Here is a 25,784-nt window from a genome sequence, read left to right as displayed (position 1 = left end):
GCGCGGCGGTCATTCCCACCAGCGGTCGATCTCGGCGATCTCGTCGTCGGACCAGCCGAAATGGTGCGCGAACTCGTGCACGGTCACGTGCGCCACGAGATCCTCGAGGGGGACGTCCCCCCGGTCGCGCCATTCTTGCAGGATCGGTTCGCGGAACAGCCACACCGTGTCGGGCCAGGGCGCCGGGTCGCTCACCGATTTCTGCGTGACCGGGATGCCGTCGTAGAGGCCCGTCAGGTCGAGCGGGTCGTCGATGCCGAGTTCGTCCAGCATGTCGGCCTCGGGCCAGTCCTCGACCCTGAGCACGACATCCGCCGCTCCGCGGCGGAACGGGTCGGGAAGGGCGTCGATCGCCCGGCGGGCCATCGCCTCGATGGCGGAAAGGTCGGTCGCTGTCATGCCCTTCCTATGCCGCAGCGGCGCCGCGGCCGGAAGCCCCGGCAGGTCGTCGTTTCCGACCGATCGCGTCGCTGCCGGACGTGCCCGGCGGGGGCGATCATGGCATGCGTGCTGACCTTCCTTCCGATCGGCACACCCATGATCTGCACCCATACCGTTTCCGACGCCTTCAGCGGCGTCGACTGCGACCGCATCCTCGACCTCGTGGCGGGGGCACCCGCCAACGACGCGCGGCTCGTCGGCCGGCAGCGCGACCACAACCTGCGCCGCGCCGATCTCGTCTGGCTCGACGACCTGCCGGGCACGGGCTGGGTCATGGACCGCATCGTCGATCTCGTGCGCCGCGCGAACCGCGCGGTGTTCGATTTCGACCTCTCGGAATTTGCCGAAAGCCCGCAGGTCGCCCGCTACGGGGCCGAGCGCGAGGGACATTTCGACTGGCACGCCGACATCGGCGACGGGCCTCTCGCCGCGCGGCGGAAACTGACCATGGTCGTGCAGCTCTCGGACCCCGAGACCTATCGCGGCGGCGCACTCGAGATCATGCCGAGCGCGGCTGTGGTGACCGCTGCCGCGCGCCGCGGCGCGGCCACGCTCTTTCCCGCGTTCCTCCTGCACCGCGTGACGCCGGTCACGGGCGGCGCGCGCCATTCGCTGACGGTCTGGGCGCACGGCCCGGCCTTCCGCTGAGCCGCCTCGGTCAGGACAGGGGGAACTCCGCCAGCGGTTCGTAGACGGCGCCGTCGCGGGTCAGGATCGATTCGTAGAGCACGAAGCGGTCGGCGGGCACGTCGTCCAGGGCGATGTCCGCCTCGCGCGCGAGGAACGTGGCCAGCCGCCGGTCCTCTTCCGGCGACATGCGGCCCGGCAGGCGCGCGAAGGTGACGTGCGGCCGGAAGCGCCGCCGCTCCTGCGCGAGCCCCGCCCCGTGCAGCCGCGAGCGGATCCGGTCGCGCAGGTCGCGCAGGGCGGCGCCGCCATCGGCCGCGAGGGCCAGCGCATGGCCGGCCTGCGGCGAGCCGAAGCTCTCGACACCGGACAGACGGTAGGCGAAGCGCGGCGGCGCGAGCGTCTCGAGCATCTGCGCGGCCTCCGCCAGGTCGGCCTCGGGCACCTCGCCGAGGAAGGCGAGCGTCAGGTGGACGTTGTCGGCGGGAATCGGGCGGCCCACGCCCAGCCTGTCCCCCATGGCCTCGAGCGTCTCCGCATCCGACGGTGGCAGCGGCAGGGCGAGGAAGGCGCGCATCGATCAGGGTCCGGATGGCAGGGGCGGGCGATGCCGCGACGCTGCCGCCGATCGCCGCCCGATGCAACCGCCCTCCGTCAGGCGGCGAAGGGCGCGATGCCGCGCGCGGCCAGGGCCTTGTCGATCCAGCCGCGCAGCGATGCCGGCAGCACCTGCGCCCTAGGGTAGAGCGGCGCGGCGCGATCATCCAGCACCGGCGTCTCCCACCCCTCGGTCGTGTCGAAGAACCGCGCAGCACCCGCCTCGCCGAACATGTCGAGATAGCCCTGCAGGACCACGTCGAGATAGCTCAAGAGGATCGGCGCGGTCCGCCGGCCCGGCGCGCGCGGCGCCCGTGTCTCGGGCACGGCGTAGATCGCGATGGCGGCGGCGGGGCCGTCATGGTGCACCACCTCCGTCGCGTCGAGCCGATCGTAGAACGCCTCGCGCAGGTCGAGCGCGCGCCAGTCGCCGCCCGGCACCGGCGCGATCACGCCCTCGATCTCGGCGCCCGCGTCCGGCACCGCCGTCAGAAAGGCGTGGTCGCCCTCGGGCAGGGCGCGCCATTCCCGCCGCCAGCCCCGCGCCCGTGCCAGGTGCGCAGGCGCGTGATCGTGCGTGCGCAGGTTCACGAGGCTGCCATAGCCAAAGAAAAAAGGCGCATTCTGTTCTGGTGTTTGCATATAATTATGTAGTACACTTAAGTTGTTGGCTGGGCATCTGGGTCCCGCGCTGCACGAAAAGGGATGCCGGTCACATGCGCATCACGAAACGGGCGAACATTGCAACGCGGGTCCTCATGTATTGCGCGGCCAGTCCCGGCAGGCGGATCACCAAGACCGACGTGGCCGAGGCGTGCAACGCATCCGAGCACCATCTCGGCCAGATCGTCAATCAGTTGGCCCAGCTCGGCTACCTCAAGACCTGGCGCGGCCGCTATGGCGGGATCGCCCTCGGGCGGCCTGCCGAGAAGATACTCATCGGCGAGGTCTTCCGCGCGTTCGAAAGCGACCTGCCGATCGCGGAGTGCTTCTCGAACGAGACCAACACCTGCCCGCTCGTCAACGGCTGCCGGCTGCGCCCGGCGCTCGCCCGCGCCGGCGAAGCGTTCTACCAGGTCCTCGACACGATCACGCTGGCGTCGCTCATCGACGACAATGCCGTTCTTCTGGGCCTTCTGACCGAGAGCGACGTTCCCCGCCCGCGATCGCTTGTCACTTCCGGCACCTTCGTCTAGCGTCCGTCTCGACCGCGATGGGAGAACCGGCGCAAGGCCGGTGCCGAAGGAGCAACCGCCCCGGAAACTCTCAGGCCAGACGGACCGTCGCGGGCGACACACTCTGGAGAGAGGCGTGGGAAATCTGCCCGCGCCCGCCGAAGGGATAACGATCTCAGGCGGATGGACAGAGGGGGCGTTCCGGGCACGGGGAAGATCCGTGCCGTGAATGCCCGCGTGTCGGCCAGCCGAGTCGCCGTTCCGGGCAAGCAAGGACGGGAGCCGATGGCGACAGGCGAGGACGACAGGTTCAAACATCTCGAGACGCGGGACATGTGCGGGTGCGGGCTGCCGCACGGGCATGACGGGCACCACCACGCGCCCCAGCAGGAAGCCGCGGAGCCCGACCAGGAGCCCGATGCTCCGAAACGCACCCCGCTGCACGCGCTGCACCGCGAGCTCGGCGCGAAGATGATCGATTTCGCGGGCTACGAGATGCCGGTCCAGTACCCGATGGGCGTCCTGCAGGAGCATCTGCACACGCGCAGCAAGGCGGGACTCTTCGACGTCAGCCACATGGGGCAGGTGGTTCTGCGTGGCCGCGGTGCGGACGTGGCGCAGGCGCTCGAGCGGCTCGTGCCCGCGGACATCGCGGCGCTCAAGGACGGGCGGCAGCGCTACGCGGTCTTCACCAACGACGAGGGCGGGATCGAGGACGACCTGATGGTCGCCAACCGCGGCGACCACCTGTTCCTCGTGGTGAACGCCGCGCGGAAGGTCGAGGACCTCGCGCTCCTGCGCGCGGGGCTCGAGCCCGACGTGACGGTGAAGGAGATCACCAACCGCGCGCTCCTCGCGCTGCAGGGGCCCGCTGCGGCGGATGTCCTGGCGGCTCTCGCGCCCGCGATCGCCGAGATGCGGTTCATGGACGTGGCCACGGTCGAGATCGCCGGCGCGGAATGCTGGGTGTCCCGATCGGGCTATACCGGCGAGGACGGCTTCGAGATTTCGGTGCCGGCCGCGGCGGCCGAATCGCTTGCGCGGCGGCTGCTCGACCACGACGACGTCGCGCCGATCGGGCTCGGGGCGCGCGATTCGCTGCGGCTCGAGGCCGGGCTCTGCCTCTACGGGCACGACATCGATGCTGGCACCTCGCCGGTCGAGGCGGCCCTGTCGTGGTCGGTCGGCAAGGCGCGGCGCGCGAACGGCGCCCGCGCCGGCGGGTTTCCCGGCGCCGACCGCATCCTGCGCGAACTGGCCGAGGGCGCGCCGCGCATGCGCGTGGGCCTTGAGCCCGAGGGACGCGCGCCCATGCGCGAGGGCGTGGCCCTGTTCGCGGCCGAGGACGGCGGCGTCGCCGTCGGCCGCGTCACCTCCGGCGGGTTCGGCCCGACCGTGGGCGCGCCCATCGCCATGGGACTCGTGCCGGCGGCGATGACAGCGCCCGGCACGCTGCTGTATGGCGAGGTCCGCGGCAAGCGCCTTCCGGTGCGCGTCGCCCGCCTGCCGTTCACCGAACCCGGCTTCAAACGCTGAGACTTCCAGGAGATATCCATCCATGAAATTCACCGAAGAACACGAATGGCTTCGCCCTGAAGACGACAACATCGTCGTCGTCGGCATCACCGCGCACGCCGCCGAACAGCTGGGCGACGTGGTGTTCGTGGAACTGCCCGACGTGGGCCGCACCGTGTCGAAGGACGACGAGGTCGTGGTGATCGAGAGCGTCAAGGCCGCGTCGGACATCCTCGCGCCGCTCGACGGCGAGATCGTCGAGGTCAACGACGCCATCGTCGACAACCCGTCCAAGGTGAACGACGACCCCGAGGGCGACGCCTGGTTCTTCAAGATCCAGGTCGAGAGCCTGTCGGCGCTCGACGAGTACATGGACGAAGCCGCCTACAAGGACTTCATCGCCTGAGGCCCGGCTGGCCCGGCCCCCGAGGGCACGGGCCATGCCTGCCGCACCGCGCGACACGCGGGAGGGAAGGGCGCGCGCCGGTCGACGCGCGCTCCTCCTCCCGGTCACGGAGACATGACATGCCGTACGAACCCACCGATTACCGTCCCTACGATTTCGCGAACCGCCGGCATATCGGCCCCTCTCCGGCGGAGATGGACGAGATGTTCGCGACCCTCGGCGTCGACGGCATCGGCGCGCTGATCGACGAGACGCTGCCCGACGACATCCGCCAGGAGACCCCGCTCGAGACCGGCAAGGCGATGTCGGAACGCCAGCTGCTTTGGTGGATGCGCCAGATCGCCAAGGAGAACCAGGTCCTGACGTCGCTCATCGGCATGGGCTACCACGGGACCATCACGCCGCCGGCGATCCAGCGCAACATCCTCGAGAACCCGGCCTGGTACACGGCCTACACGCCCTACCAGCCCGAGATCAGCCAGGGCCGGCTCGAGGCGCTCCTGAACTTCCAGACCATGGTGTCGGACCTGACCGGGCTCGAGATCGCCAACGCCTCGCTGCTCGACGAGGCGACGGCCTGCGCCGAGGCGATGACCATGGCGGGCCGCGTCGCCAAGTCGAAGTCCAAGGCGTTCTTTGTCGACGAGAACTGCCACCCGCAGAACATCGCCGTGGTGAAGACGCGGGCGAAGCCGCTCGGCATCGAGGTGATCGTGGGCGATCCCGACGAGATGGATGCCGGCAGCGTCTTCGGCGCGCTCTTCCAGTATCCGGGCACCTACGGGCACGTGCGCGACTTCACCGACCACATGGCGCGGCTGCACGCGGCCGATGCGGTCGGCATCGTGTCCGCCGACCCGATGGCGCTCTGCCTGCTGAAGGAGCCGGGCGCGATGGGCGCCGACATCGCCGTCGGCACCACGCAGCGCTTCGGCGTGCCCATGGGCTATGGCGGGCCGCACGCGGCCTACATGGCCTGCCGCGAGGCCTACAAGCGCGCACTGCCCGGGCGACTCGTCGGCGTGTCGATCGACGCGCGCGGCAATCGCGCCTACCGGCTCGCGCTCCAGACCCGCGAACAGCATATCCGCCGCGAGAAGGCGACCTCGAACGTCTGCACCGCGCAGGCGCTGCTCGCCGTCATGGCGGGCTTCTACGCGGTCTTCCACGGGCCCGAGGGGCTCAAGGCCATCGCGCAGCGCATCCACCGCAAGACCGCGCGGCTGGCGCGCGGGCTCGAGGAGGCGGGCTTCGTCATCGAGCCCGAGGAATTCTTCGACACGATCACCGTCGAGGTCGGACTCTTCCAGAAGGGCGTGCTGGCCGCGGGCGTGCGCGAGGGCGTGAACATGCGCCCGGTCGGCAGCACGAAGATCGGCATCAGCGTGGACGAGACGCTGCGCCCGGCCAAGATCGAGGCGGTCTGGCGCGCCTTCGGCATCGACCGGCGCGACGACCCCGCGGCGCAGGACTACCGTCTGCCCGAGGCGCTCCTGCGCCAGTCGGCCTACCTGCAGCACGACATCTTCCACATGAACCGCGCCGAGACCGAGATGGTGCGTTACATGCGGCGTCTCGCGGACCGTGACCTCGCGCTCGACCGCGCAATGATCCCGCTCGGCTCCTGCACGATGAAGCTCAACTCGGCGGCCGAGATGATGCCGCTCTCGTGGCCCGAATTCGCGAACCTGCATCCCTACTGCCCCGACGATCAGGCCAAAGGCTACCGCGCGCTGATCGACGGGCTGAGCGGCAAGCTCTGCGACGTCACGGGCTACGACGCGATCTCGATGCAGCCGAATTCCGGCGCGCAAGGCGAATATGCGGGGCTCCTGACCATCGCCGCCTACCACGAGGCGAACGGCGAAGGGCACCGCAACGTCTGCCTGATCCCGACGAACGCGCACGGCACCAACCCCGCCTCGGCGCAGATGGTGGGCTGGAAGGTCGTCCCGGTGAAGTGCGACGCCAAGGGGTCGATCGACCTCGAGGATTTCCGCGCGAAGGCGGAAAAGCATGCCGCCGACCTCGCCGGCATCATGATCACCTATCCCTCGACCCACGGCGTGTTCGAGGAGACGGTGAAGGAGGTCTGCGAGATCACTCATGCCCATGGCGGGCAGGTCTACATCGACGGCGCGAACCTCAACGCCATGGTTGGCCTGTCGCGGCCGGGCGACCTCGGCGGCGACGTGAGCCACCTGAACCTGCACAAGACCTTCTGCATCCCGCATGGCGGCGGCGGTCCCGGCATGGGCCCGATCGGCGTCAAGGCGCATCTCGCGCCGCACCTGCCGTCGCACCCGCTCGCGGGCGAGGGACCGGGGCCGGTATCGGCCGCGCCCTACGGCTCGCCGTCGCTCCTTCCGATCTCGTGGGCCTACTGCCAGATGATGGGCGGCGAGGGGCTGACGCAGGCGACGCGCGTGGCGATCCTGAACGCGAACTACATCGCCAAGCGGCTGGAGGGGGCCTACAAGGTGCTCTACCGCGGGCCGAAGGGGCGGGTGGCGCACGAATGCATCCTCGACGTGCGGCCGTTCCAGGAAAGTGCGGGCGTGACCGTCGACGACATCGCGAAGCGGCTCGTCGATTGCGGCTTTCACGCGCCGACGATGAGCTGGCCGGTTTCGGGCACCCTGATGGTCGAGCCGACCGAGAGCGAAACCAAGGCGGAGCTTGACCGCTTCTGCGACGCGATGCTGGGCATCCGCGAGGAGATCCGCGCGATCGAGGACGGCACTGCCGACGGCGAGAACAACCCGCTCAAGCATGCGCCGCACACGGTCGAGGACCTCGTCGGCGACTGGGACCGGCCCTACAGCCGCGAACAGGGGTGCTTTCCGGCGGGCGCCTTCCGGGTCGACAAGTACTGGCCCCCGGTCAACCGCGTCGACAACGTCTACGGCGACCGGAACCTCGTCTGCACCTGCCCGCCGATGGAGGATTACGCCGAGGCGGCGGAGTGATCGCATGGGGGCCGGGGCGCGCGCGTCCCGGCCTCAGCTTTCCCGTTCGGTCGTGAATGCCAGCGGATAGCCCTCGGCGCGGCCGCGCGCGTTCGCGGCCCGCGTCTTGGTCTCGGCGACCTCGCGGGTGTAGACCGCGACGACGCAGGCGCCGCGCCGGTGGGCGGTCAGCATGACGCCGTAGGCTTCGCCCTCGGTCATGCGGAAGACACCCTTCAGCACGCCCACCACGAAGGCGCGGGGCGTGAAGTCGTCGTTGAGCAGGATCACCTTGTAGAGCTTCGGCCGTTCGGCCCGGACCCGCGTCCGTGTCCGCCTCTCGACGATCTGGTCCATGGGCGCCTCCGCTTGGATGCGCCGCAATGATCCTGATTCCCGCCTGCTGCGTCCAGTGGCGCCGCGGCGCCGTCCTCAGCTTTCGAGGAGGAACGACCAGAGATCGCGCAGCCGGTTCCACGTCGGCCGGTCCGCGGCGGCCAGGAGGTAGCCGTCGGTGCGGCCCGCGCGGTAATCGGTGCCGTCCAGCATCGCCACGTGGCCGCCTGCGCGCTCGATGATCAGCGCGCCGGGCGTGTGGTCCCAGGGCGTGACCTTGGCCGCCAGCACGAAGTCGACGCCGCCCTGCGCCATGGTGCGGAACTCGTGCGCCGCGCAGCGCATGGACACGGCCCGCGACAGCCTGGGCAGGGTGGCGGCGAACCGCTCCTGCTTGTCCTGCGGCAGGAGGTAGAGCCCCGCGAAACCCGACAGGTCGGCGATCTGTCCGCCCGCGGACACCGACAGCGGCTTCGGCCGGCGCTGGCCCTTCACGAATTCCGCGGCGCCGCCCGCCTCGGCCCAGATGCAGTCGTCGATGACCGGGTCGTAGATCAGCCCGAAGACCGGGACGCCGTAGCGCGTCATGGCCACCATCACGCCGAACAGCGGCAGGCCGTTGGCGAAGTTCCAGGTGCCGTCCACCGGGTCGATGGTGAAGCCCGTCTCGGCGTCGCCGATCCTGGACACGAGTTCGGGCCGCGACGATGCCTCCTCCTCGCCGACGATCAGCGCGTCGGGCCAGAGCGCCTGCAGGCCGCGCGTGATCATGCGCTCCGCCGCGCGGTCGGCTTCGGTCACGAGGTCCTGCGGGCCGGTCTTCTGCGCGATGTCGGCCGCAGACAGCGACCGGAAGCGTGGCAGGATCTCGGCGCGCGCGGCGCGCCGGACGAGGTTCAGCACCTGAACCTTCTGCGCGCGGGTCATGCGCGAGGAGAGCGGCGCGGGCAGCCCGCTCGCTGCGGCGGGCGTCGAGGGCGTGCGGTCTTGCATGCGGTCCGGGGTCCCTTTCGGCGGGGTGGCGTCGGCCGCCATCGGGCGGCGGTGGCGTCGGCTCCGGGCTTAGGCGCGGGCGGCCCCGGGTTCAAGCCGGGACCGGCACCTGCGGGCAGGTCATTCCCGCGCGCGCAGCACCTGGGCCGGCCGGGCCGACAGCGGCCGCCATGCAAAGGCGAGCCCCGCGCCGAGCGTCGCGGCCACGCCGCCCGCCACGATGCCCACGGCCGAGGACCAGACCGGCGTGAACGACGTCTCCATCACGAAGACCGACACCGCCCAGCCGCCAAGGACGCCCGCGACGATGGCCACCACGCCCGCGCCGGCGCCAAGCAGCGCCGAGCGCAGCGCGAAGCTCACGAGGATGCTGCGGCGTCCCGCGCCCAGCGTCTTGAGCAGCGCCGCCTCGTAGGTGCGCGCCTGCTCGCCCGCCGCCGCGGCGCCGATCAGCACCAGGAACCCGGTCACGAGCGTCGCCGCCGCGCCCCAACGTACCGCCTCGGCCACCCCGGCAAGGAGTTCGGAGACCCGGTCGATGGCGTCGCGCACCCCGATCGCCGTGACGTTCGGCAGCGCTTCGGCCACGTCGCGCAGGATGCCGGCTTCGGCCGAGGCGTCGGCGTAGACGGTCGAGATGAAGGTGTGCGGGGCGCCCTCGAGCGCCGAGGGGTTCATCACCATGACGAAGCCGATACCGGCGGTCGAGAAATCGACGACCCGCAGCGACGTGATCTCGGCGGTGATGTCGCGGCCGAGGATGTTCACGGTAACCTCGTCGCCGATGTCGAGCCCGATCTCACGGGCCTCCTCTTCGGCAAAGCTCACCTGCGGCGGGCCGTCGTAATTCTCGGGCCACCAGGCGCCGGCGGTGATCCGCGTGTCCTCGGGCGGGGTCTCGGCATAGGTGATGCCGCGGTCGCCGCGGATCACCCAGTGGTCGCCCGCGACCTCGGTCGCCGGTGTTCCGTTGATCTCGGTGACGACGCCCCGCATCATCGGGGCAGACTGCACCTTCTCGACCGCCGGATCCCCCTCCACGATCTCGAGGAAGCGTGGCATCTGGTCCTTCTGGATGTCGACGAAGAAGTAGGACGGCGCCACCTCGGGCAGGTCACGGGCGATGGCGCTGCGCAGGTTGCCGTCGATCTGGCCGATCGCCGCGAGGACCGCGAGGCCGAGGCCCAGCGACAGCACCACCGACGACGCCTCCTCGCGCGGGCCGCCGATGGCGCCGAGGGCCCAGCGCCATGCGGGACGCCCGCGGGCGGCGGGCGCCGCGCGGCGGGCGAGGAACCGCAGGCCCGCCGCCGCGGCAACGAGGATGATCAGCGACCCGAGGATGCCGCCGGCGGTCCAGAGCGTCAGATCCCAAGCCCCGGAAAAGGCCATGGCGATGCCCACGAGAAGGACGAGCAGGACCACGGTCGCTGCCACGTAGCGCGGCGCGGGCAAGAGCCGCGCCGACCCGAGCGCGTCGCGGAAGAGCGTCGCGGCGCGCACTTCCTCGGTCCGGGCGAGCGGCCAGAGGGTGAAGAGGAGCGCGGTCAGTACCCCGTAGATCGCCGCCTCCATCAGCGGCGCCGGGTGCAGGCCGAAGAGCGCGGGCACCGGCAGCGCGTCCGAGATCAGCGGCGCGAAGAGAAGTGGCAGTGCCGCGCCCAGCACCAGCCCGATGGCGATGCCGAGCAGAGCGAGCGCCCCCACCTGCAGGAAATAGGTCTGGAAGATCGTCGCGCGGGTGGCCCCGAGGGTGCGCAGGGTGGCGATGACCGACGTCTTGCGCGCAAGATAGGCGCGCACCGCCGCCGAGACGCCGACACCGCCCACGGCGAGGCCCGAGAGGCCCACGAGGACAAGGAACGCGCCCAGCCGGTCGACGAAGCGCGCGGTGCCCGGCGCGCCGTTGCGGCTGTCGCGCCAGCGGATGCCGCTGTCGCGGTAGCGCGCCTCGGCCTCCGCCTTGACCGCGTCGAGGTCGGTGCCGGGCGGCAGCGTCACGCGGTATTCCGTCTCGTAGAGCGTGCCGGGCGACAGGAGCCCCGTGCCCTCGAGCGCCTCTGTCCGCACCAGCGTCCGCGGGCCGAGCTCGAAGCCGCCGCCCGCATCGTCCGGTTCGCGTTCGAGCGTCGCGCGCAGCGTGAAGTCCTTGTCGCCGAGGCGGAACGTGTCGCCGGGGGCGAGCCCAAGCCGGTCCGCGAGGATCGGCGCCATCACCGCGCCGTCGTCGGCCAGCGCTTCGGCGAGCGGCATCTCGGGCGCCAGCACCACCTCGCCCAGGAGCGGATAGGCATCATCCACCGACTTGACCTGCGTCAGCGCGCGCGCGCCGCCCTCGTCGTTCGGCACGACCGCCATGGACCGGAAGTCGGTGACCTCGGAAATCTCGGTCGAGATGCTCTCGAGCCAGGCGCGTTCCTCCTCCGTCGCGAAGCGGTAGGTGAACTGCGCCTGCGCGTCGCCGCCGAGGAGCACCGCGCCCTGGTCCTCGAGCCCGGTCTGGATCGCGGAGCGGACGGAGCCCACGCCGGCGATCGCGGCGACGCCGAGCGCGAGGCAGGCGAGGAAGATGCGGAAGCCCTTCAGGCCCCCGCGCAGTTCGCGCCGGGCGAATGTCGCGGCCGTGGCGAGGCTCATTCCGCGGCCCGGAGCTGCGCGTCGGCGACCCGCCCGTCGGTCAGGCGCACGACCCGGTCGCAGCGCTCGGCCAGCGCCGGCGCGTGCGTGACGAGGACGAGCGTCGCCCCGTGCCGGTCGCGCAATCCGAAGAGCAGGTCGATGATCGCGTCGCCGGTCGAGCCGTCGAGGTTGCCGGTGGGCTCGTCCGCGAGCAGGATGCGCGGACGCGGCGCGGCGGCGCGGGCCAGCGCGACCCGCTGCTGCTCGCCGCCCGACATCTGGCTCGGGTAGTGGTCGGCGCGGTGACCGAGGCCGACCGATTCGAGTTCGGCCCGCGCGCGGTCGAAGGCATCCCTCGCACCGGCCAGCTCCAGCGGGGTCGCCACGTTCTCGAGCGCGGTCATGGTCGGGATCAGGTGGAAGGACTGGAACACCACGCCCATGCTGTCGCGACGGAAGCGCGCGAGCGCATCCTCGTCCATCGCCGTCAGGTCCTGTCCCAGCGCGTGCACCGATCCGGCGGTCGCCCGCTCGAGCCCGCCCATGATCATCAGGAGCGACGACTTGCCCGACCCCGAGGGGCCGATCAGTCCCAGCGTCTCGCCTGCCGCCACGTCCAGCGAGATCCCGTGCAGGATCTCCACCGGCCCGGCATTGCCGCTCAGGCTCAGGGTCACATCTTTTAGGGACAGTACGGTATCAGGCATGAAAACAGAGGACCCCGGTCATGAAGCACGAGTGCAGATATGGGGCCTTGCGCCACGGCAGCAAGGCGGCGCTGGCGGTGGTGCTGCTCTGCGGAACGGCCGCGGCCGATCCGCTCGAGGTTGTGGCGCTGGGCGATTCGCTGACGCAGGGCTATGGCCTGCCGAACGGTCAGGGCTTCGTTCCGACGCTTCAGGACTGGCTCGACACACGCGGGCATGACGTGGAAGTGATCAACGCCGGCGTGTCGGGCGACACGACCGCGGGCGGGCTCTCGCGCGTGGAATGGTCGCTGCGCGAGGACACCGACGCGATGATCGTGGCGCTCGGCGGCAACGACATGCTGCGCGGGATCGCCCCGGAGGTCACGCGCGCGAATCTCGAGGGGATCCTCGACGTCGCCGAGGCGCGCGGCGTGCCGGTGCTGCTCGTGGGCCTCGACGCGCCGCGCAATTACGGCGCGGACTACGAGCGCATGTTCGAGGCGATCTACCCGGAACTCTCGCAGGCCTACGGCACGCTCTATTACGAGAATTTCTTTGCGGCGCTCGGATCGGGCGATCCGTCCGCCATGACGCGGTTCATGCAGCCCGACGGCATCCACCCGAACGCCGACGGTGTCAGCCGCATCGTCGATGCCCTGGGTCCCTCGGTCGAGGACCTGCTGTCGCGGGCGGAATGACATGCCCGGCCGGCTCTTCCTGACCCGGCCGCTGGCAGAGGTCGCGCAGGCCGCGGGAATGGCGCCGCCCGCCGGCGGTCCCGACGACGGCCCGCGCCCGAACATCGCGCCCGGCCAGGAAGTGACGGCGCTGACCGCAGGCGGGTTCCGGCGCATGCGTTGGGGTCTTATCCCGCAGGGGCGCAGGAACGCGCGCGGCCGCCCGGTGATGGAGACGCTGGTCAACGCGCGGTCCGAGACGCTGTTCGACAAGACGGCCTTCGCGGGCCTGCACCGCGCCGCCGTGCCGGTCGACGGCTGGTATGAATGGACCGGCGCGCGCGGGCGCAAGACCGCCTGGGCCATCCGCGACAGCGGCGGGGACACCCTCTGGATGGCGGCGGTCTGGGATGTCTGGCAGGCCCCGGGCGGCGTCGAGGTCGCGCAATTCGCCACCGTGACCTGCGCGCCCAACGCCGATATCGCGCCGGTGCATGAGCGGATGGGCGTGATCCTGACGCGGGACTGCGTCGACGCCTGGATCGCCGGAGCGGAAGAGGAGGCGCGCGCCCTCATGGTTCCGTGGCCCGAGGGCCGGCTGTCGGTGGCGCGGACGCAGGACCCGAACGCCGCCTGACGCCGCGGGGGCAGGGCGCGCAAAAAACGGGCGCCCAAGGGGCGCCCGTTCCGAGAATGCCGGGTCGCGCCGCGCGGGTGACGCGTCTACCGGATCAGTCGACCACCAGGTTGACTGCCGACTCGCGGCCGTCACGGCCGGACTGGATGTCGAAGGTCACCTTCTGGTTGTCCTTCAGTCCGGTGAGGCCCGAACGCTCAACCGCGCTGATGTGCACGAAGACATCCTTCGCGCCGCCATCAGGGGCGATGAAGCCGTAGCCCTTGGTGGTGTTGAACCATTTGACGGTGCCGGTGGCCATCGTCTCTACTCCTGTCACGTTACTGCCCGCGGGATTGCGGCAGGTCGGCTCGGTCAGTGCAAAATCGAAGCGCTGGACCTTGAAGAGGAGCAGGTCGATAGTGGTAACGTCGCGGGCGCTTCTATGCGCGCGCAGAGCCAATTTTGCAAGAAAAATCCCACCCGATCACGCAGGGTTTGATGGCTCCGGGCTTGCCCGTCGGCGGCCTTGCGCCACGTCACACGCTCGACATGTCGCACGGTTTGGACGCGGCATGCGGGATCAGACGAGGCTTGCACGATGGACGGATCGAACATTTACGGCGCGGACGACACGGAACGCATGAAGGAGCGGTACGCGACGCTGCGCAAACAGCTGGTGCGTCGGGAGCGCATCGAGAAGGGGCAGGGTGGTGCAGCGTTCTACGCGGCGCAGGCCTACGGGTCGGTTCTCGAGGAAAGCGCGATGCTGCAGAAGGCGACGCACGCGGCAAAGTTGTTCTGCATCGCCGCGGTCTTCGCCGTGCCGAACCTGCTAGTGATACACGTGCTGCTCTGACACCCGCAGGGAGCCGTTGGCGGTGACCGCCACCCGGTCGGGATAGTCCGGCGGATCGCCGGCATTCGACCGGGCCACGCTGGCGATCATGCCGAGACACAGCGCCGCGATGCCGGTGCCGGCGTAGAGCGAGAAGGCTTCGAGCATGCTGATGCCGAAAGCCACGTATCCCAGACCGCCGAGGACAAACCCGAGGGTGCTTCCCGCGATCAGCATCATGAGTGCCATGCGAACCGTGCTCCACCATGTACCCGGCGGACACGGTGCCCGCCGCCTTGGGGTCGAGATTGACCGTGGAACGCGGGCGAAAATGTGGCGCGAAACGTGCGGAACGGCGGTCTTTCCCGCCGTTCCGGAAGTCCGGTTAACGGGCCTCAGAGCACCGTGACCGGCGTGCCGATCGGCACGCGGTTGTAGAGGTCGATCACGTGGTCGTTGATCATCCGGATGCAGCCGTTCGACACCGAGCGTCCGATGGATTGCGGCTCCGTCGTGCCGTGGATGCGGTAGAACGTGTCGCGTCCGTTCTGGAAGAGGTAGAGCGCACGCGCGCCCAGCGGGTTCTCGGGCCCGCCCGGCTGGACGTACTCGTTGTCCTTGAAGCGGCTGTAGGTCTGGGGCTCGCGCTCGATCATCTCGTCGGTCGGCCGCCAGGTCGGCCATTCCTTCTTGACCTCGATCACGGCGCGGCCGGAAAATTCCAGCCCCGCGCGACCGACGCCCACGCCGTAGCGGAGCGCGGATCCGGGCTGGTCGATGAAATATAGGAAATGCGCCCGCGGCAGGATGAGGATCTGCGTCGGCGGCAGGCTCTGCTTGATACTCACGCGCTGCGGCGCGTAGATCGGATCAAGCTGGAAGCTCGACTGCGCGCGCAGCACTGCAGGCGTTGCGAGGCCCGCCGCGGTCGCGGCGAGAAAACGTCGGCGAGAAATCATGGCAGCACTCTTTCCGTTCCGGACAGCAAAAGTCTTGTGCAGAAGCCGGCGCGGGAATCAATCTCCTCGTGCCGGCACCCCGCGTGGGGGCGGCCCCTGCGCCACACCCCGTCTGCATCCAAACGCACGAAACGCCTGAGGTTTCCCGCTTTCGGACCGATGCGGCATGCTGACGCCACGTCGGGGCAGGCGCCTCCCGACGCCGGTCCCGGCAGGCCGTCCGTTTGCAAATCGCGGTCACAGATACTACGATTCCCCGTGTACGACGACGAGTACCTGCGCCGGGACGTCACCGCGCGGCCTCGTCCAAGCCACCCTCCCGAACGCGATTGGAAAATACATGACCGAAGTCAAGACGGGTGACACCGTCCGCATCCACTATACCGGCACCCTCAAGGACGGCTCCACGTTCGATTCGAGCGCCGGCCGCGATCCGCTGGAATTCACCGTGGGCTCCGGCCAGATCATCCCGGGCCTGGACCGGGCGATGCCGGGCATGACCGTCGGCGACACCAAGAAGGTCGAGGTCCCCGCGGCGGAAGCCTATGGCGAGCCGAACCCCGAGGCGCGCCAGAACGTGCCGCGCAGCGAGATCCCCGACGACATCCCGCTCGATCCGGGCACGCAGCTGCAGGTGCAGACGCCGAACGGCCAGGTGATGCCCGTGGTCGTGGCCGGTGTCACCGACACCGAGGTCACGCTCGACGCGAACCACCCGCTCGCGGGTCAGGACCTGACGTTCGACATCGAGCTCGTCGAGATCAAGGCGGCCTGAGGCCGCGTGCGGCCGGCCATCCCGAGGGACGGCCGGTCCCCGCGCCGCCGGTGCCCTCAGCGGGCGCCGGCGAAGCGCGTCTGCCAGTCCTCGCGTTCCGCGTCGGTGATCTTGCGGAACGTCACGTCCGGCACCTTGAAGGCATGGCCGGGCGCGAGCGTCGACAAAGCGGTCTCGATGTCGTCGGGCCAGTCCGCGTCTTCCGCCTTCAGCGCCGCCAGCAGTTCCGCGCAGGCATCGGGAATGAACGGGCCCGAGATCGCCGCGTAGAACCGGATCAGGTTGAGACCCAGCCGGACCTGCATCGCCGCCGTTTCCGGGTCGGTCTTGAAGGTCGACCACGGCGCGGCCTCCTGCAGGTACTCGTTCCCGAGCACCCAGAGCCCGCGCAGGCTCGCGGCCGCCTTGCGGACCTCGATCGCCTCCATCTGCCGCGTGTAGGCGGCAAGGCCGTCGGTCAGGTCGCGCACCAGCGCCTGCTCGCGCTCGCCCCAGGCACCGCCCTCGGGCACGACCTCGCCGAATTTCGAGCGACAGAACTTGGTGACGCGGCTCGCGAAGTTGCCGAGCACATCCGCGAGGTCCTTGTTCACCGAGGCCTGGAAGTTCTCCCAGGTGAATTCCGCGTCGGCGTTCTCGGGGGCGTGGGACAGCAGCCACCAGCGCCAGTAATCCGCCGGCAGGACCTCGAGCGCCTGGTCCATGAACACGCCGCGCCCGCGCGAGGTCGAGAACTGCCCGCCCTCGTAGTTCAGGTAGTTGAACGACTTGATGTAGTCGACGAGCTTCCACGGCTCGCCCGAGCCGAGGATGGTCGCGGGGAACGACAGGGTGTGGAAGGGCACGTTGTCCTTGCCCATGAACTGCGTGTAGCGCACGTCGTCGGCGCCCTTGTCGGTGCGCCACCAGCGTTCCCAGTCGGTGCCCTTGCCGGCATCGACCCATTCCTGCGCGCAGGCGATGTACTCGATGGGCGCGTCGAACCAGACGTAGAACACCTTGCCTTCCATGCCCGGCCAGGGCGCGTCGCCCTTCTGCACCGGCACGCCCCAGTCGAGGTCCCGGGTGATGCCGCGGTCCTGCAGGCCGTCGCCGTCGTTCAGCCATTTCTTGGCGATGGAGGTGGTGAGCACGGGCCAGTCGGTCTTGCCGTCGATCCAGTCCGCGAGCCGCTCCTTCATCGCCGACTGGCGCAGGAACAGGTGCTTGGTCTCGCGCATCTCGAGGTCGGTCGCGCCCGAGATGGTCGAGCGCGGGTCGATGAGGTCGACGGGGTCGAGCTGCTTGGTGCAGTTGTCGCACTGGTCGCCGCGGGCGCTCTCGAAGCCGCAATTGGGGCAGGTGCCCTCGATGTAGCGGTCCGGCAGGAAGCGGCCGTCCTGCGGCGAATACATCTGCGTCTCGGAGACTTCGCGGATGAGGCCCGCCTCGTCGAGTCGCGCCGCGAAATGCTGGGTCAGGCGGTGGTTCTGCGGGCTCGACGAGCGGCCGAAATGGTCGAAGGACAGCCGGAAGCCCCGGGCGATCCCGGCCTGCACCGCGTGCATCTCGGCGCAGTACTCGTCCACGGGCTTGCCGGCCTTGGCCGCGGCGAGCTCGGCGGGCGTGCCGTGCTCGTCGGTGGCGCAGAGGAACAGCACCTCGTGGCCGCGCGCGCGCAGGTAGCGGGCGTACAGGTCGGCGGGAAGCTGGCTGCCCACGAGGTTTCCGAGGTGCTTGATCCCGTTGATGTAGGGGATCGCCGAGGTGATCAGGTGTCGGGCCATGCGTCTCGCTCGCTCGGGGTCAGGCGTGTCGCGCCCTCCCTTATCGGATGCGTCCGGCCTCTGCCAGTGGCCGGGTCCGTCACTGCGAAAGCGCGACGCTCGAGGGCAGGGGGTGCAGCGTCTCCTCGCCCTCGAGCGTCCAGGCCCGCGGCGGGGCCATGCGCGCGCGCAGTCGCGCGATCTGCCAGCGGTCGGCGCCCGGCGCGTGGTCGGGCTCCATCCGGAACCGCGTCTCGACTCCCGGCGCGCCGCCCTCCCCGGGGGTCAGCAGCAGGCCGAGCGGCCGGCAGAGCCCGTGCCCCGTCCCGGCCTCCGCTGCGAGGTGCAGCCGACGCACCGGCGTCAGCGGCGGCGGTTCGGGCAGGTCGGCCACCACCACCGGCGCGGCCCCCGCCCGCAGCGCCTCCTCCATCGCCCAGAGCAGGTCCTCGGCCCGCCGCGGCGTGACGAAGACCATGTCGCGCGGCGGCATGATCCCGGCGATGCCGTCGGGATTGAGCGGCGCGTCGCACCAGTCGGGGGCGATCCACAGGACCGGCGCCCCCGCCCGGGCCGCGATCCGCAGGGCCAGCGTGCGTCGTGCCCTGCCGCAGATCTCGTGCACCCGCGAGAGCGGCAGCGTCACCTCGCCCCAGAGCGTCAGCGCGGGTGGCGGGGCATGCGGGCGGCGGGACAGGATCGCGGCGGTCATGGAGCGCATCATAGGGTGTTCGTCAAATGTTCTCAACCTGCGCTGTCGCGGCGATGCAGGAGCGGGCTTGCCCCGTGGGCGGCATTATCGCGTTGTCGCACCGGGCGGCGTTCGCTAGTCCACCCGCAGAAAGGGCGGCCCAGCACGCCCCCGTTTCCGTTACGCGTTGCCCGGGAGACCACGACCACATGAAGATGCGACCGCTCGGCCGGACCGGCCTTTCCGTTTCCGAGCTCTGCCTCGGTACCATGACCTACGGCAACCAGACCCCCGCCGACGACGCCCATGCCCAGATCGAGCGGGCGCGCGAGGCGGGCATCAACTTCATGGACGCGGCCGAGATGTACCCGGTCAACCCCGTCGCGAAAGAGACGGTGGGCCGCACCGAGGAGATCATCGGCGACTGGTTCGCCCGCACCGGCCGGCGCGACGAGTGGATCCTCGACACCAAGGTGACGGGGGCCGGGTCCGAGGCCGTGCGCGACGGCGCGGACGTCACCCCCGACACGCTGCGGCAGGCGCTCGAGGGGTCGCTCCGGCGGCTCCGGACCGACGTGATCGACCTCTACCAGCTGCACTGGCCGAACCGCGGCAGCTACGCCTTCCGCCAGACCTGGACCTTCGCGCCCTGGGAACAGGACCGCGCGGCGACGCGCCAGCACATGACGGATCTTCTCGGCGCGCTCTCGGACGAGGTGGCGCGCGGCACCATCCGGCATTTCGGCCTGTCGAACGAATCGACCTGGGGCACCGCGGAATGGCTGCGGATCGCCCGCGAGACCGGCACCCCCGAAGTCGTGTCGGTGCAGAACGAGTACTCGCTGCTCTACCGGCACGCCGACACCGACCTCGCCGAGCTCCTGGTGAACGAGGGCGTGGGCCTTCTGCCCTATTCGCCGCTCGGGGCGGGGCTCCTGACCGGCAAGTACCAGGGCGGCGCCGTGCCCGACGGCAGCCGCATGTCGCTCAACGGCAATCTCGGGGGGCGCAAGACCGACCGGGTGTTCCCCGCGGTCGATGCCTACCTGCAGGTCGCCCGGGACTTCGGGCTCGACCCGGTGCAGATGGCGCTCGCCTGGTCGGCGCGCAGGTCCTTCGTCGCCTCCTCGATCCTCGGCGCCACGACGCTCGAGCAGCTCGAACACGCGCTGGGCGCGGCCGACCTCACCGTGACCGCCGAGCTTGCGCAGGCGCTCGACACGGTGCACCGGGCGCATCCCGCGCCCTACTGAGGGCCCGGAGCGCGGCGCCCATGGAGGCCTGGATCCTCTTCACCCTCGTGGCCGCGACGCTGCAGACCCTGCGGTTCGCGCTCCACAAGGTGCTGAGCCTCGGCGGGCTCAGCAACGGCGGGTCGACCTTCGCGCGCTTCGCCTTCGGGTTTCCCTTCGCGCTGCTGACGCTCTGCGCCTGGCTCGTCTGGACCGGTGCCGCGGTGCCGGCGCTCGGGCCCGGCTTCTGGCGCTTCGCGCTCGCCGGCGCGCTCGGGCAGGTGCTGGCGACGCTCTGCATGATCGCGCTGTTCCGGCAGCGCCACTTCGCCGTCGGTATCGCGCTGATGAAGACGACGGTGATCCAGACCGCGCTCATGGGCCTCGTCGTCCTGGGCGAGCCCCTGTCGGCGTGGGGCTGGGCCGCGATCGCGGTGGGCGTCGCGGGAGTCGTGCTTTTGTCCGACCCTCCGAAGGACGGGGGCGCGCGGGCCTGGGCCGCGGGCATCGGGCCGCGGGTCCTGGCGCTCGGCCTCGCGGCGGGCTTCCTCTTCGCGGTGGCGGCGATCGGCGTGCGCGGCGCGACGCTCGCGGTCGACAGCGACGACCCCTTCCTGCGGGCCGCGGCGACGCTTGCCGTCGTCACGCTGGTGCAGACGGCGGGCGTGGGGCTCTGGCTCAGGCTTTCCGCGCCCGGCGAACTGACCCGCGTCTGGGCGGCGCGGCGCACCGGCGCGCTGATCGGGCTGTCGTCCATGGCCGGCTCGGTCTGCTGGTTCACCGCCTACACGCTCGAACGCGCGGCCTACGTGCAGGCACTGGGCCAGGTCGAGGTGATCCTGTCCATCCTCGCCGGCGCGGTCTTCTTCGGCGAACGGATCACGCGGCGCGAGGGCGCGGGCATCGCCGTCCTCACCCTGTCCATTCTGACGCTGGTGGCGCTCGCCTGACCGTTCGGGGCTGTTGCCAGCGGCCGCGCGGCCCGGTAAGCGCCCGGCCCATGACCGAGACACGACATGCGAGCGGCGCGCCCTGGCGCAACTTCTACGGACGCTTCCGCGGCAAGACCCTGCGCCCCATGCAGGAGCGCTACCTCGAGGAGGACCTGCCGCGGCTGGCGCTGCAGGGCGTCGGCTGGGAGGAGAATCCCGGGCGCGCGCCGCTCGACCTCGTCTCGGTCTTCGGCGACCGGCCGGTCTGGCTCGAGATCGGCTTCGGCGGCGGCGAGCATCTCGTTCACCTGGCCGAGCGTCATCCCGAAGTGGGCTTCATCGGCTGCGAGCCCTTCGTGAACGGCGTGGCGATGCTGCTCGGCAAGCTGCGCGACAGCGGGGCGGACAACGTGCGCCTCCATCCGGGCGATGCGCGCGACCTCTTCGACGTTCTGTCCGCGGGCAGCGTGGCGCGGACCTACCTCCTCTATCCCGACCCCTGGCCCAAGGCGCGCCATCACCGCCGCCGCTTCGTCACCGAGGAACATCTCGCGCCCCTGCACCGCGTCATGACGCCCGGCGCGGAGCTGCGCGTTGCGACCGACATCCCGGACTACGTGCGCCAGACGCTGGTCGAGGTGCCGCGCGCAGGCTTCGACTGGCTGGCAGAGGGTCCCGAGGACTGGCGCAGGCCGTGGGACGGGTGGCTCTCGACCCGCTACGAGCAGAAGGCGCTCCGCGAGGGGCGGGTGCCGCATTACCTGGCCTTCGCGCGGCGCTAGAGCGCGGGCGATGGACGGCGGGCGGGGGGCTTGCTAAAGCGCGGTCCGGAACCACCCGAGGAATGCCCCATGTCGAGCCACGGCGCGCCCATCCCCATGACTTCCGACCGCTCCGGCCCCCTCACCGGGACCGCGGACGTGCCGGGGGACAAGTCGATCTCGCACCGCAGCCTCATCCTCGGCGCGCTCGCCGTGGGCGAGACGAAGGTGACGGGCCTTCTCGAGGGGCAGGACGTCCTCGACACCGCCGCCGCCATGCGGTCCTTCGGCGCCGAGGTCGAAAAGCGCGGCGACACCTGGCACGTGCACGGCGTCGGGGTCGGCGGCTTCGAGGAGCCGGACCACGTCATCGATTGCGGGAACTCCGGCACCGGCGTGCGGCTCATCATGGGCGCCATGGCCACGACCGGCATCGCCGCGACCTTTACCGGCGACGCGAGCCTCAACGGCCGGCCCATGGCACGGGTGACCGACCCGCTGGCGCTGTTCGGCGCGCAGGCCTTCGGGCGCTCGGGCGGGCGGCTGCCCATGACCATCCTCGGCGCATCGGACCCGCTGCCCGTGCGCTACGCCGTGCCGGTGCCGTCCGCGCAGGTGAAATCCGCCGTGCTGCTCGCCGGTCTCAACGCGCCGGGCGAGACGGTGGTGATCGAGCGCGAGGCGACGCGCGACCATTCCGAGCGCATGCTCGCGGGCTTCGGCGCCGAGGTGCGCGTCGAGGACACCGACGAGGGCCGCGTCATCACGCTGACCGGGCAGCCCGAGCTTCGCCCGCAGGAGATCGTCGTGCCGCGCGACCCCTCCTCGGCGGCCTTTCCCGTCTGCGCCGCGCTCATCACCGAGGGGTCGGACGTGCTCGTGCCGAATATCGGGCTCAACCCGACGCGCGCGGGTCTCTTCACCACGCTGCAGGAGATGGGCGCCGACCTGACCTTCGAGAACCCGCGCGAGGAGGGCGGCGAGCCCGTCGCCGACCTGCGCGCGCGCTTCTCGCCCGGCATGAAGGGCATCGAGGTGCCGCCCGAGCGCGCGGCGTCGATGATCGACGAATATCCCGTGCTTTCTGCGGTCGCCGCCTGTGCCGAGGGCCGCACCCTCATGACCGGCGTGCGCGAGCTGCGCGTCAAGGAAAGCGACCGCATCGACGCCATGGCGAAGGGCCTGCGGGCCTGCGGCGTCGAGGTCGAGGAGGGCGAGGACTGGTGGGCGGTGACGGGCCGCGGCGCGGGCGGCGTGCCGGGCGGAGCCACGGTGGAAAGCCGGCTCGACCACCGCATCGCCATGTCGTTCCTCGTGCTGGGACTTGCGGCGCAGGCGCGGATCACGGTCGACGACGCGGGGCCCATCGCCACGTCCTTCCCGGTCTTCGAGCCGCTGATGACGGCGCTCGGCGCCCGCATCGCGCGCGGCGGCGCCTGACCCGGAAACCCCCCGTTGCGGTTGCCCGCGCGGGACACGTCCGCTAGCAACGGCGCTCAGGAGGGTTTTCCATGGCGTTCACCATCGCAGTCGACGGTCCCGCGGCCTCGGGCAAGGGCACGATCTCGCGCAGGCTCGCCGCGCATTTCGGGTTCGCCCATCTCGATACGGGGCTCCTCTACCGCGCGGTCGGCCGGCAGATGCTCGAGGGTACCGACCCGGTGACCGCGGCGCGCGCGCTGACGCCCGAGGACGTGGCCGATGCCGACGCGCTGCGCAGTCAGGCGGTGGGGCAGGCGGCCTCCAAGGTCGCGGCGATGCCCGACGTGCGCGCGGCGCTTCTCGACTTCCAGCGCGCCTTCGCGCGCAGGGCTGGGGGGGCCGTCCTCGACGGGCGGGACATCGGCACGGTGATCTGCCCCGAGGCCGAGGCGAAGCTGTTCGTCACCGCGTCGACCGAGGTGCGGGCCGAACGCCGGTTCCGCGAACTTGCCGCGAAGGGCCACGAGACCACGCTCGCCGAAGTGCTGGACGACGTGATGGCGCGCGACGCGCGCGATTCCGCGCGCTCGGACGCGCCGCTCAAGCCCGCGCCGGATGCGGTCGCGCTCGACACCACGCAGATGGACATCGAGGCCGCCGTCGCCGCGGCCATCGACGTCGTACAGAAGGCGGGCGCGCCCGGCTGACCGGGACCTGCGGCGGATCGGTGCCGCACGCGGGACGCCCGATCGCAAGAATTCGCTGACGGTTTTGCAGCCTGCCGCAGGAGCCCCTACGTGCAGGGCATCGGGCGCGACCCCCGCGTCCCGTGGTCAACGCGACACACACGCGAAACCAGAGAAAGGAGCGCTCATGTTCCAGAAGCGCAAGATCACCGCCGCAACGCTCGCTGCCGCCCTGGCGGCTGCCCCGGTCAGCTTTGCCGTGGCGCAGCAGTCCCCCTCGGCCGACGTGCCGGCGACCGACGCGCCGCAGACGATGACCGCGCCCGAGGCCACGGCACCCGAGGCCCCGGTCTTCGAGGACGCGCAGATCGAGGCCTTCGCCGCCGCAGTGATGGAGATCACCGAGATCCGCGACCAGTACGCCGCCGAACTCCAGTCCGTCGAGGAGGAGACCGAGCAGCAGGCGCTGATCGAGGAAGCGAACGCCGAGATGCGCACCGCCATCGAGGACACCGAGGGCCTGACCTTCGACGACTACATGGCGATCAACCGTGCCGCCTCCATGGATCAGGAGCTGAACCAGCGCATCGCGCAGCGCCTGCAGGAGATGCAGACCGAAGACGCGGGCTGACCCCGAGGGTCACCCTTCAATGAATTCCGGGCTGGGCGGGGCAAAAGGCCCCGCCCTTTTTCCGTTTGGCACGAGCGCTGGACATGCGGGCGATTCTGGGCTCTGTCACAGGTGCGTGTTAGCGCTATCAGGAGGCCGCTTGCCCGACAGAACGATACCCGGAGACGGCGCACGGACCAGATTGGTACTCTACGCGCTGATGACCTCGCTCACGGCCGTGAGCATCGACGCGATCCTGCCCGGCCTGCGTGCCATCGAGAGCTCCCTCGGGGCGCACCCTCCGCTCGAGGCGCACCACGTGGTGTCGCTGTTCGTCTTCGGAATGGTCTTCGGCGAACTGGTGATGGGCCCGCTGTCCGATGCTGTGGGGCGCAAGGCGGCGCTGGTCGCGGGCCTGGGCGTCTACGTCCTCGGCACCCTGGTCGCCCTGACGGCCATGTCCTTCGAGGGCGTCCTCCTCGGCCGCGTGCTGCAGGGCGTGGGGGTGGCCGGCCCCAAGATCGCGACCCGCGCCATGATCCGCGACCGGTTCGAGGGCGACGCCATGGCGCGCGTGATGTCGTTCATGTTCACGCTCTTCATCCTCGTGCCGATGGTCGCGCCGGCGCTCGGGCAGGGCATCGTCGCGGTTGCAGGCTGGCGCGGGGTGTTCGTGATGTACCTGGTCCTCGCCCTCGGGCTCGGCGCCTGGATGATGCTCGGCCACCCCGAGACCCTGCCGCCGGAGCGGCGCATCCCGATCCGGCCGGGAATCCTCCTCGCGAACGCCGCGCGCATCCTGGCGCACCGGCGGGTGGTGGGCCTGATCGCCGCGACGGGCTGCGTGTTCGGGGCGCAGCTCTTCTACCTCGGCATCGCGGCGCAGCTCTTCTTCGATGCCTACGGCGTCGACGCGGGCTTCCCGGTCCTCTTCGCGATCCTCGCGTCGGGCATCGGTCTCGCGTCCTACGCCAACGGGATGTTTGTCGAACGGTTCGGCGCCGACGCCATGGCGCGCATCGGCTTCGTCGGGCTGTGCGTTGCAAGCGCCGCAATGCTCGCCGCCTGCGCGCTGACGGAGGGCCCGCTCCCGCTGGCGGCCTTCATGGGACTCGGGCTCGCCGTCTTCCTCGCGATCGGCATCCTCTTCGGCAACCTGAACGCCATGACCATGCGCTCGCTCGGCGCCGTGGCCGGCATCGGCTCGTCGCTGCTGGCATCGGGGTCGAGCCTCGTCGCCGCGCTCTTCGCCCTCGTCGCAGGCAGCTTCTACGCGGGCGAGGTCGCGGTCGTCGCAGGGGCGTTCCTGCTGGCGGGCTGCCTCGGCCTCGCTCTGACCGAGATCGCGCTCCGCAGCGACGACCGGCCCGTTGCGGCGGCCGGAGCGGCAAGCCGGCCCGAAGCCTAGCCCGCGCCCGGGCAATCGTCCGTTGCGTGGCGTGCAAGGCTGCCCTCCGCGGCGAGTGCCTTGACCTTCCGGCAACCGGCAGGTCA

General features: G+C 70.7%; 28 protein-coding genes and 1 riboswitch. Of the genes, 16 read left to right on the top strand and 12 right to left on the bottom strand.

Annotation, left to right across the window (positions count from 1 at the left end; translation table 11 throughout):
• Positions 1-9: 9 nt before the first annotated feature.
• Positions 10-399 carry a metallopeptidase family protein gene (locus RISW2_RS05475; RefSeq protein WP_043767660.1) on the bottom strand — a complete coding sequence of 130 codons (390 nt, stop codon included), beginning with the start codon at positions 397-399 and terminating at the stop codon, positions 10-12.
• A 138-nt stretch (positions 400-537) separates the two neighbouring features.
• On the opposite strand from RISW2_RS05475, the gene RISW2_RS05470 reads away from it, so the two are divergent.
• Positions 538-1,089, top strand: coding sequence for a 2OG-Fe(II) oxygenase (locus tag RISW2_RS05470; RefSeq protein WP_043767938.1), 552 nt, complete (start codon positions 538-540; stop codon positions 1,087-1,089).
• Between the two features lie 10 nt (positions 1,090-1,099).
• Here RISW2_RS05470 and thpR read toward each other — a convergent pair whose 3' ends face one another.
• A complete protein-coding gene (thpR, locus tag RISW2_RS05465) occupies positions 1,100-1,645 on the bottom strand; it encodes an RNA 2',3'-cyclic phosphodiesterase (protein WP_043767657.1) in 546 nt (181 codons plus the stop codon).
• 77 nt (positions 1,646-1,722) lie between these two features.
• Positions 1,723-2,256, bottom strand: coding sequence for a gamma-glutamylcyclotransferase family protein (locus RISW2_RS05460; protein WP_341872006.1), 534 nt, complete (start codon positions 2,254-2,256; stop codon positions 1,723-1,725).
• A gap of 125 nt (positions 2,257-2,381) precedes the next feature.
• Between RISW2_RS05460 and RISW2_RS05455 the strand changes: the two genes are divergently transcribed.
• From RISW2_RS05455 to gcvP, 4 genes are all read left to right on the top strand, one after another.
• Entirely contained in the window at positions 2,382-2,861 is a 480-nt protein-coding gene (locus RISW2_RS05455) for an RrF2 family transcriptional regulator (protein WP_051491818.1), read from the top strand.
• An 8-nt stretch (positions 2,862-2,869) separates the two neighbouring features.
• A riboswitch (glycine riboswitch) is annotated at positions 2,870-2,958 on the top strand.
• 167 nt (positions 2,959-3,125) lie between these two features.
• Positions 3,126-4,376 (top strand): glycine cleavage system aminomethyltransferase GcvT, encoded by a 1,251-nt coding sequence (gene gcvT / locus RISW2_RS05450; protein WP_280113157.1) that lies wholly within the window; start codon positions 3,126-3,128, stop codon positions 4,374-4,376.
• A gap of 22 nt (positions 4,377-4,398) precedes the next feature.
• A complete protein-coding gene (gene gcvH / locus RISW2_RS05445) occupies positions 4,399-4,761 on the top strand; it encodes a glycine cleavage system protein GcvH (protein ID WP_043767652.1) in 363 nt (120 codons plus the stop codon).
• Positions 4,762-4,880: 119 nt separating this feature from the next.
• Entirely contained in the window at positions 4,881-7,730 is a 2,850-nt protein-coding gene (gcvP, locus tag RISW2_RS05440; RefSeq protein WP_043767650.1) for an aminomethyl-transferring glycine dehydrogenase, read from the top strand.
• 33 nt (positions 7,731-7,763) lie between these two features.
• Here the strand turns inward: gcvP and RISW2_RS05435 are convergent, their stop codons facing one another.
• The 4 genes from RISW2_RS05435 to RISW2_RS05420 all read right to left on the bottom strand — a co-directional run bounded on the left by RISW2_RS05435 (position 7,764) and on the right by RISW2_RS05420 (position 12,364).
• Positions 7,764-8,066: an ATP-dependent Clp protease adaptor ClpS gene (locus tag RISW2_RS05435; protein ID WP_043767648.1), complete on the bottom strand. Its 303-nt coding sequence runs from the start codon at positions 8,064-8,066 to the stop codon at positions 7,764-7,766.
• A 75-nt stretch (positions 8,067-8,141) separates the two neighbouring features.
• On the bottom strand, positions 8,142-9,038 hold the full coding sequence (locus tag RISW2_RS05430) for an inositol monophosphatase family protein (protein WP_051491817.1): 897 nt from the start codon (positions 9,036-9,038) through the stop codon (positions 8,142-8,144).
• Between the two features lie 120 nt (positions 9,039-9,158).
• Positions 9,159-11,675 (bottom strand): ABC transporter permease, encoded by a 2,517-nt coding sequence (locus RISW2_RS05425; RefSeq protein WP_043767645.1) that lies wholly within the window; start codon positions 11,673-11,675, stop codon positions 9,159-9,161.
• Positions 11,672-12,364 carry an ABC transporter ATP-binding protein gene (locus RISW2_RS05420; protein WP_043767642.1) on the bottom strand — a complete coding sequence of 231 codons (693 nt, stop codon included), beginning with the start codon at positions 12,362-12,364 and terminating at the stop codon, positions 11,672-11,674. The genes RISW2_RS05425 and RISW2_RS05420 overlap by 4 nt, the downstream gene beginning before the upstream one ends.
• Before the next feature lie 20 nt (positions 12,365-12,384).
• Between RISW2_RS05420 and RISW2_RS05415 the strand changes: the two genes are divergently transcribed.
• The gene (locus tag RISW2_RS05415; protein WP_051491816.1) at positions 12,385-13,044 is read left to right on the top strand and encodes an arylesterase; all 660 of its coding nucleotides are present in this window, start codon (positions 12,385-12,387) and stop codon (positions 13,042-13,044) included.
• Position 13,045: 1 nt separating this feature from the next.
• Complete coding sequence (locus RISW2_RS05410; RefSeq protein ID WP_043767640.1) at positions 13,046-13,660, top strand: SOS response-associated peptidase; 615 nt, start codon at positions 13,046-13,048, stop codon at positions 13,658-13,660.
• A gap of 94 nt (positions 13,661-13,754) precedes the next feature.
• Here RISW2_RS05410 and RISW2_RS05405 read toward each other — a convergent pair whose 3' ends face one another.
• Positions 13,755-13,961 carry a cold-shock protein gene (locus RISW2_RS05405; RefSeq protein WP_043767637.1) on the bottom strand — a complete coding sequence of 69 codons (207 nt, stop codon included), beginning with the start codon at positions 13,959-13,961 and terminating at the stop codon, positions 13,755-13,757.
• A 279-nt stretch (positions 13,962-14,240) separates the two neighbouring features.
• Here RISW2_RS05405 and RISW2_RS05400 point away from each other — a divergent pair, with 279 nt between their 5' ends.
• A complete protein-coding gene (locus tag RISW2_RS05400) occupies positions 14,241-14,498 on the top strand; it encodes a hypothetical protein (protein ID WP_043767635.1) in 258 nt (85 codons plus the stop codon).
• On the opposite strand, the gene RISW2_RS05395 is transcribed toward RISW2_RS05400, so the two are convergent.
• Both RISW2_RS05395 and RISW2_RS05390 read right to left on the bottom strand, forming a co-directional pair.
• On the bottom strand, positions 14,475-14,726 hold the full coding sequence (locus RISW2_RS05395) for a hypothetical protein (RefSeq protein WP_043767634.1): 252 nt from the start codon (positions 14,724-14,726) through the stop codon (positions 14,475-14,477). The two genes, RISW2_RS05400 and RISW2_RS05395, sit on opposite strands and share 24 nt — an antisense overlap.
• A 146-nt stretch (positions 14,727-14,872) precedes the next feature.
• Positions 14,873-15,436 carry a L,D-transpeptidase gene (locus RISW2_RS05390; protein WP_043767631.1) on the bottom strand — a complete coding sequence of 188 codons (564 nt, stop codon included), beginning with the start codon at positions 15,434-15,436 and terminating at the stop codon, positions 14,873-14,875.
• Between the two features lie 340 nt (positions 15,437-15,776).
• Between RISW2_RS05390 and RISW2_RS05385 the strand changes: the two genes are divergently transcribed.
• Positions 15,777-16,211: an FKBP-type peptidyl-prolyl cis-trans isomerase gene (locus tag RISW2_RS05385; RefSeq protein ID WP_043767628.1), complete on the top strand. Its 435-nt coding sequence runs from the start codon at positions 15,777-15,779 to the stop codon at positions 16,209-16,211.
• Positions 16,212-16,267: 56 nt separating this feature from the next.
• Here RISW2_RS05385 and metG read toward each other — a convergent pair whose 3' ends face one another.
• Together metG and RISW2_RS05375 are read right to left on the bottom strand one after the other, a co-directional pair.
• The gene (gene metG, locus RISW2_RS05380; RefSeq protein WP_043767626.1) at positions 16,268-17,977 is read right to left on the bottom strand and encodes a methionine--tRNA ligase; all 1,710 of its coding nucleotides are present in this window, start codon (positions 17,975-17,977) and stop codon (positions 16,268-16,270) included.
• Between the two features lie 79 nt (positions 17,978-18,056).
• The gene (locus RISW2_RS05375; RefSeq protein ID WP_051491825.1) at positions 18,057-18,668 is read right to left on the bottom strand and encodes an ImuA family protein; all 612 of its coding nucleotides are present in this window, start codon (positions 18,666-18,668) and stop codon (positions 18,057-18,059) included.
• 188 nt (positions 18,669-18,856) lie between these two features.
• Between RISW2_RS05375 and RISW2_RS05370 the strand changes: the two genes are divergently transcribed.
• The 7 genes from RISW2_RS05370 (at position 18,857) to RISW2_RS05340 (ending at position 25,698) form a co-directional block, all read left to right on the top strand.
• Positions 18,857-19,900, top strand: a complete 1,044-nt coding sequence (locus RISW2_RS05370; RefSeq protein ID WP_043767622.1) for an aldo/keto reductase — start codon at positions 18,857-18,859, stop codon at positions 19,898-19,900.
• Between the two features lie 20 nt (positions 19,901-19,920).
• Complete coding sequence (locus RISW2_RS05365) at positions 19,921-20,829, top strand: DMT family transporter (protein ID WP_043767619.1); 909 nt, start codon at positions 19,921-19,923, stop codon at positions 20,827-20,829.
• A gap of 50 nt (positions 20,830-20,879) precedes the next feature.
• On the top strand, positions 20,880-21,593 hold the full coding sequence (gene trmB, locus RISW2_RS05360; protein ID WP_043767616.1) for a tRNA (guanine(46)-N(7))-methyltransferase TrmB: 714 nt from the start codon (positions 20,880-20,882) through the stop codon (positions 21,591-21,593).
• Between the two features lie 69 nt (positions 21,594-21,662).
• Complete coding sequence (gene aroA / locus RISW2_RS05355) at positions 21,663-23,012, top strand: 3-phosphoshikimate 1-carboxyvinyltransferase (protein WP_043767612.1); 1,350 nt, start codon at positions 21,663-21,665, stop codon at positions 23,010-23,012.
• A 71-nt stretch (positions 23,013-23,083) separates the two neighbouring features.
• Positions 23,084-23,701 (top strand): (d)CMP kinase, encoded by a 618-nt coding sequence (locus tag RISW2_RS05350; RefSeq protein WP_043767609.1) that lies wholly within the window; start codon positions 23,084-23,086, stop codon positions 23,699-23,701.
• 166 nt (positions 23,702-23,867) lie between these two features.
• Positions 23,868-24,311: a DUF4168 domain-containing protein gene (locus tag RISW2_RS24485; protein WP_043767606.1), complete on the top strand. Its 444-nt coding sequence runs from the start codon at positions 23,868-23,870 to the stop codon at positions 24,309-24,311.
• A 181-nt stretch (positions 24,312-24,492) separates the two neighbouring features.
• On the top strand, positions 24,493-25,698 hold the full coding sequence (locus tag RISW2_RS05340; RefSeq protein WP_211238668.1) for an MFS transporter: 1,206 nt from the start codon (positions 24,493-24,495) through the stop codon (positions 25,696-25,698).
• The last annotated feature ends 86 nt before the right edge of the window (positions 25,699-25,784 follow it).

The sequence above is a fragment of the Roseivivax isoporae LMG 25204 genome, assembly GCF_000521865.1.
Lineage (GTDB): Bacteria > Pseudomonadota > Alphaproteobacteria > Rhodobacterales > Rhodobacteraceae > Roseivivax > Roseivivax isoporae.
Note: the sequence above shows the minus strand (reverse complement) of the source record. Positions and strands in the feature narration are given on the sequence as shown.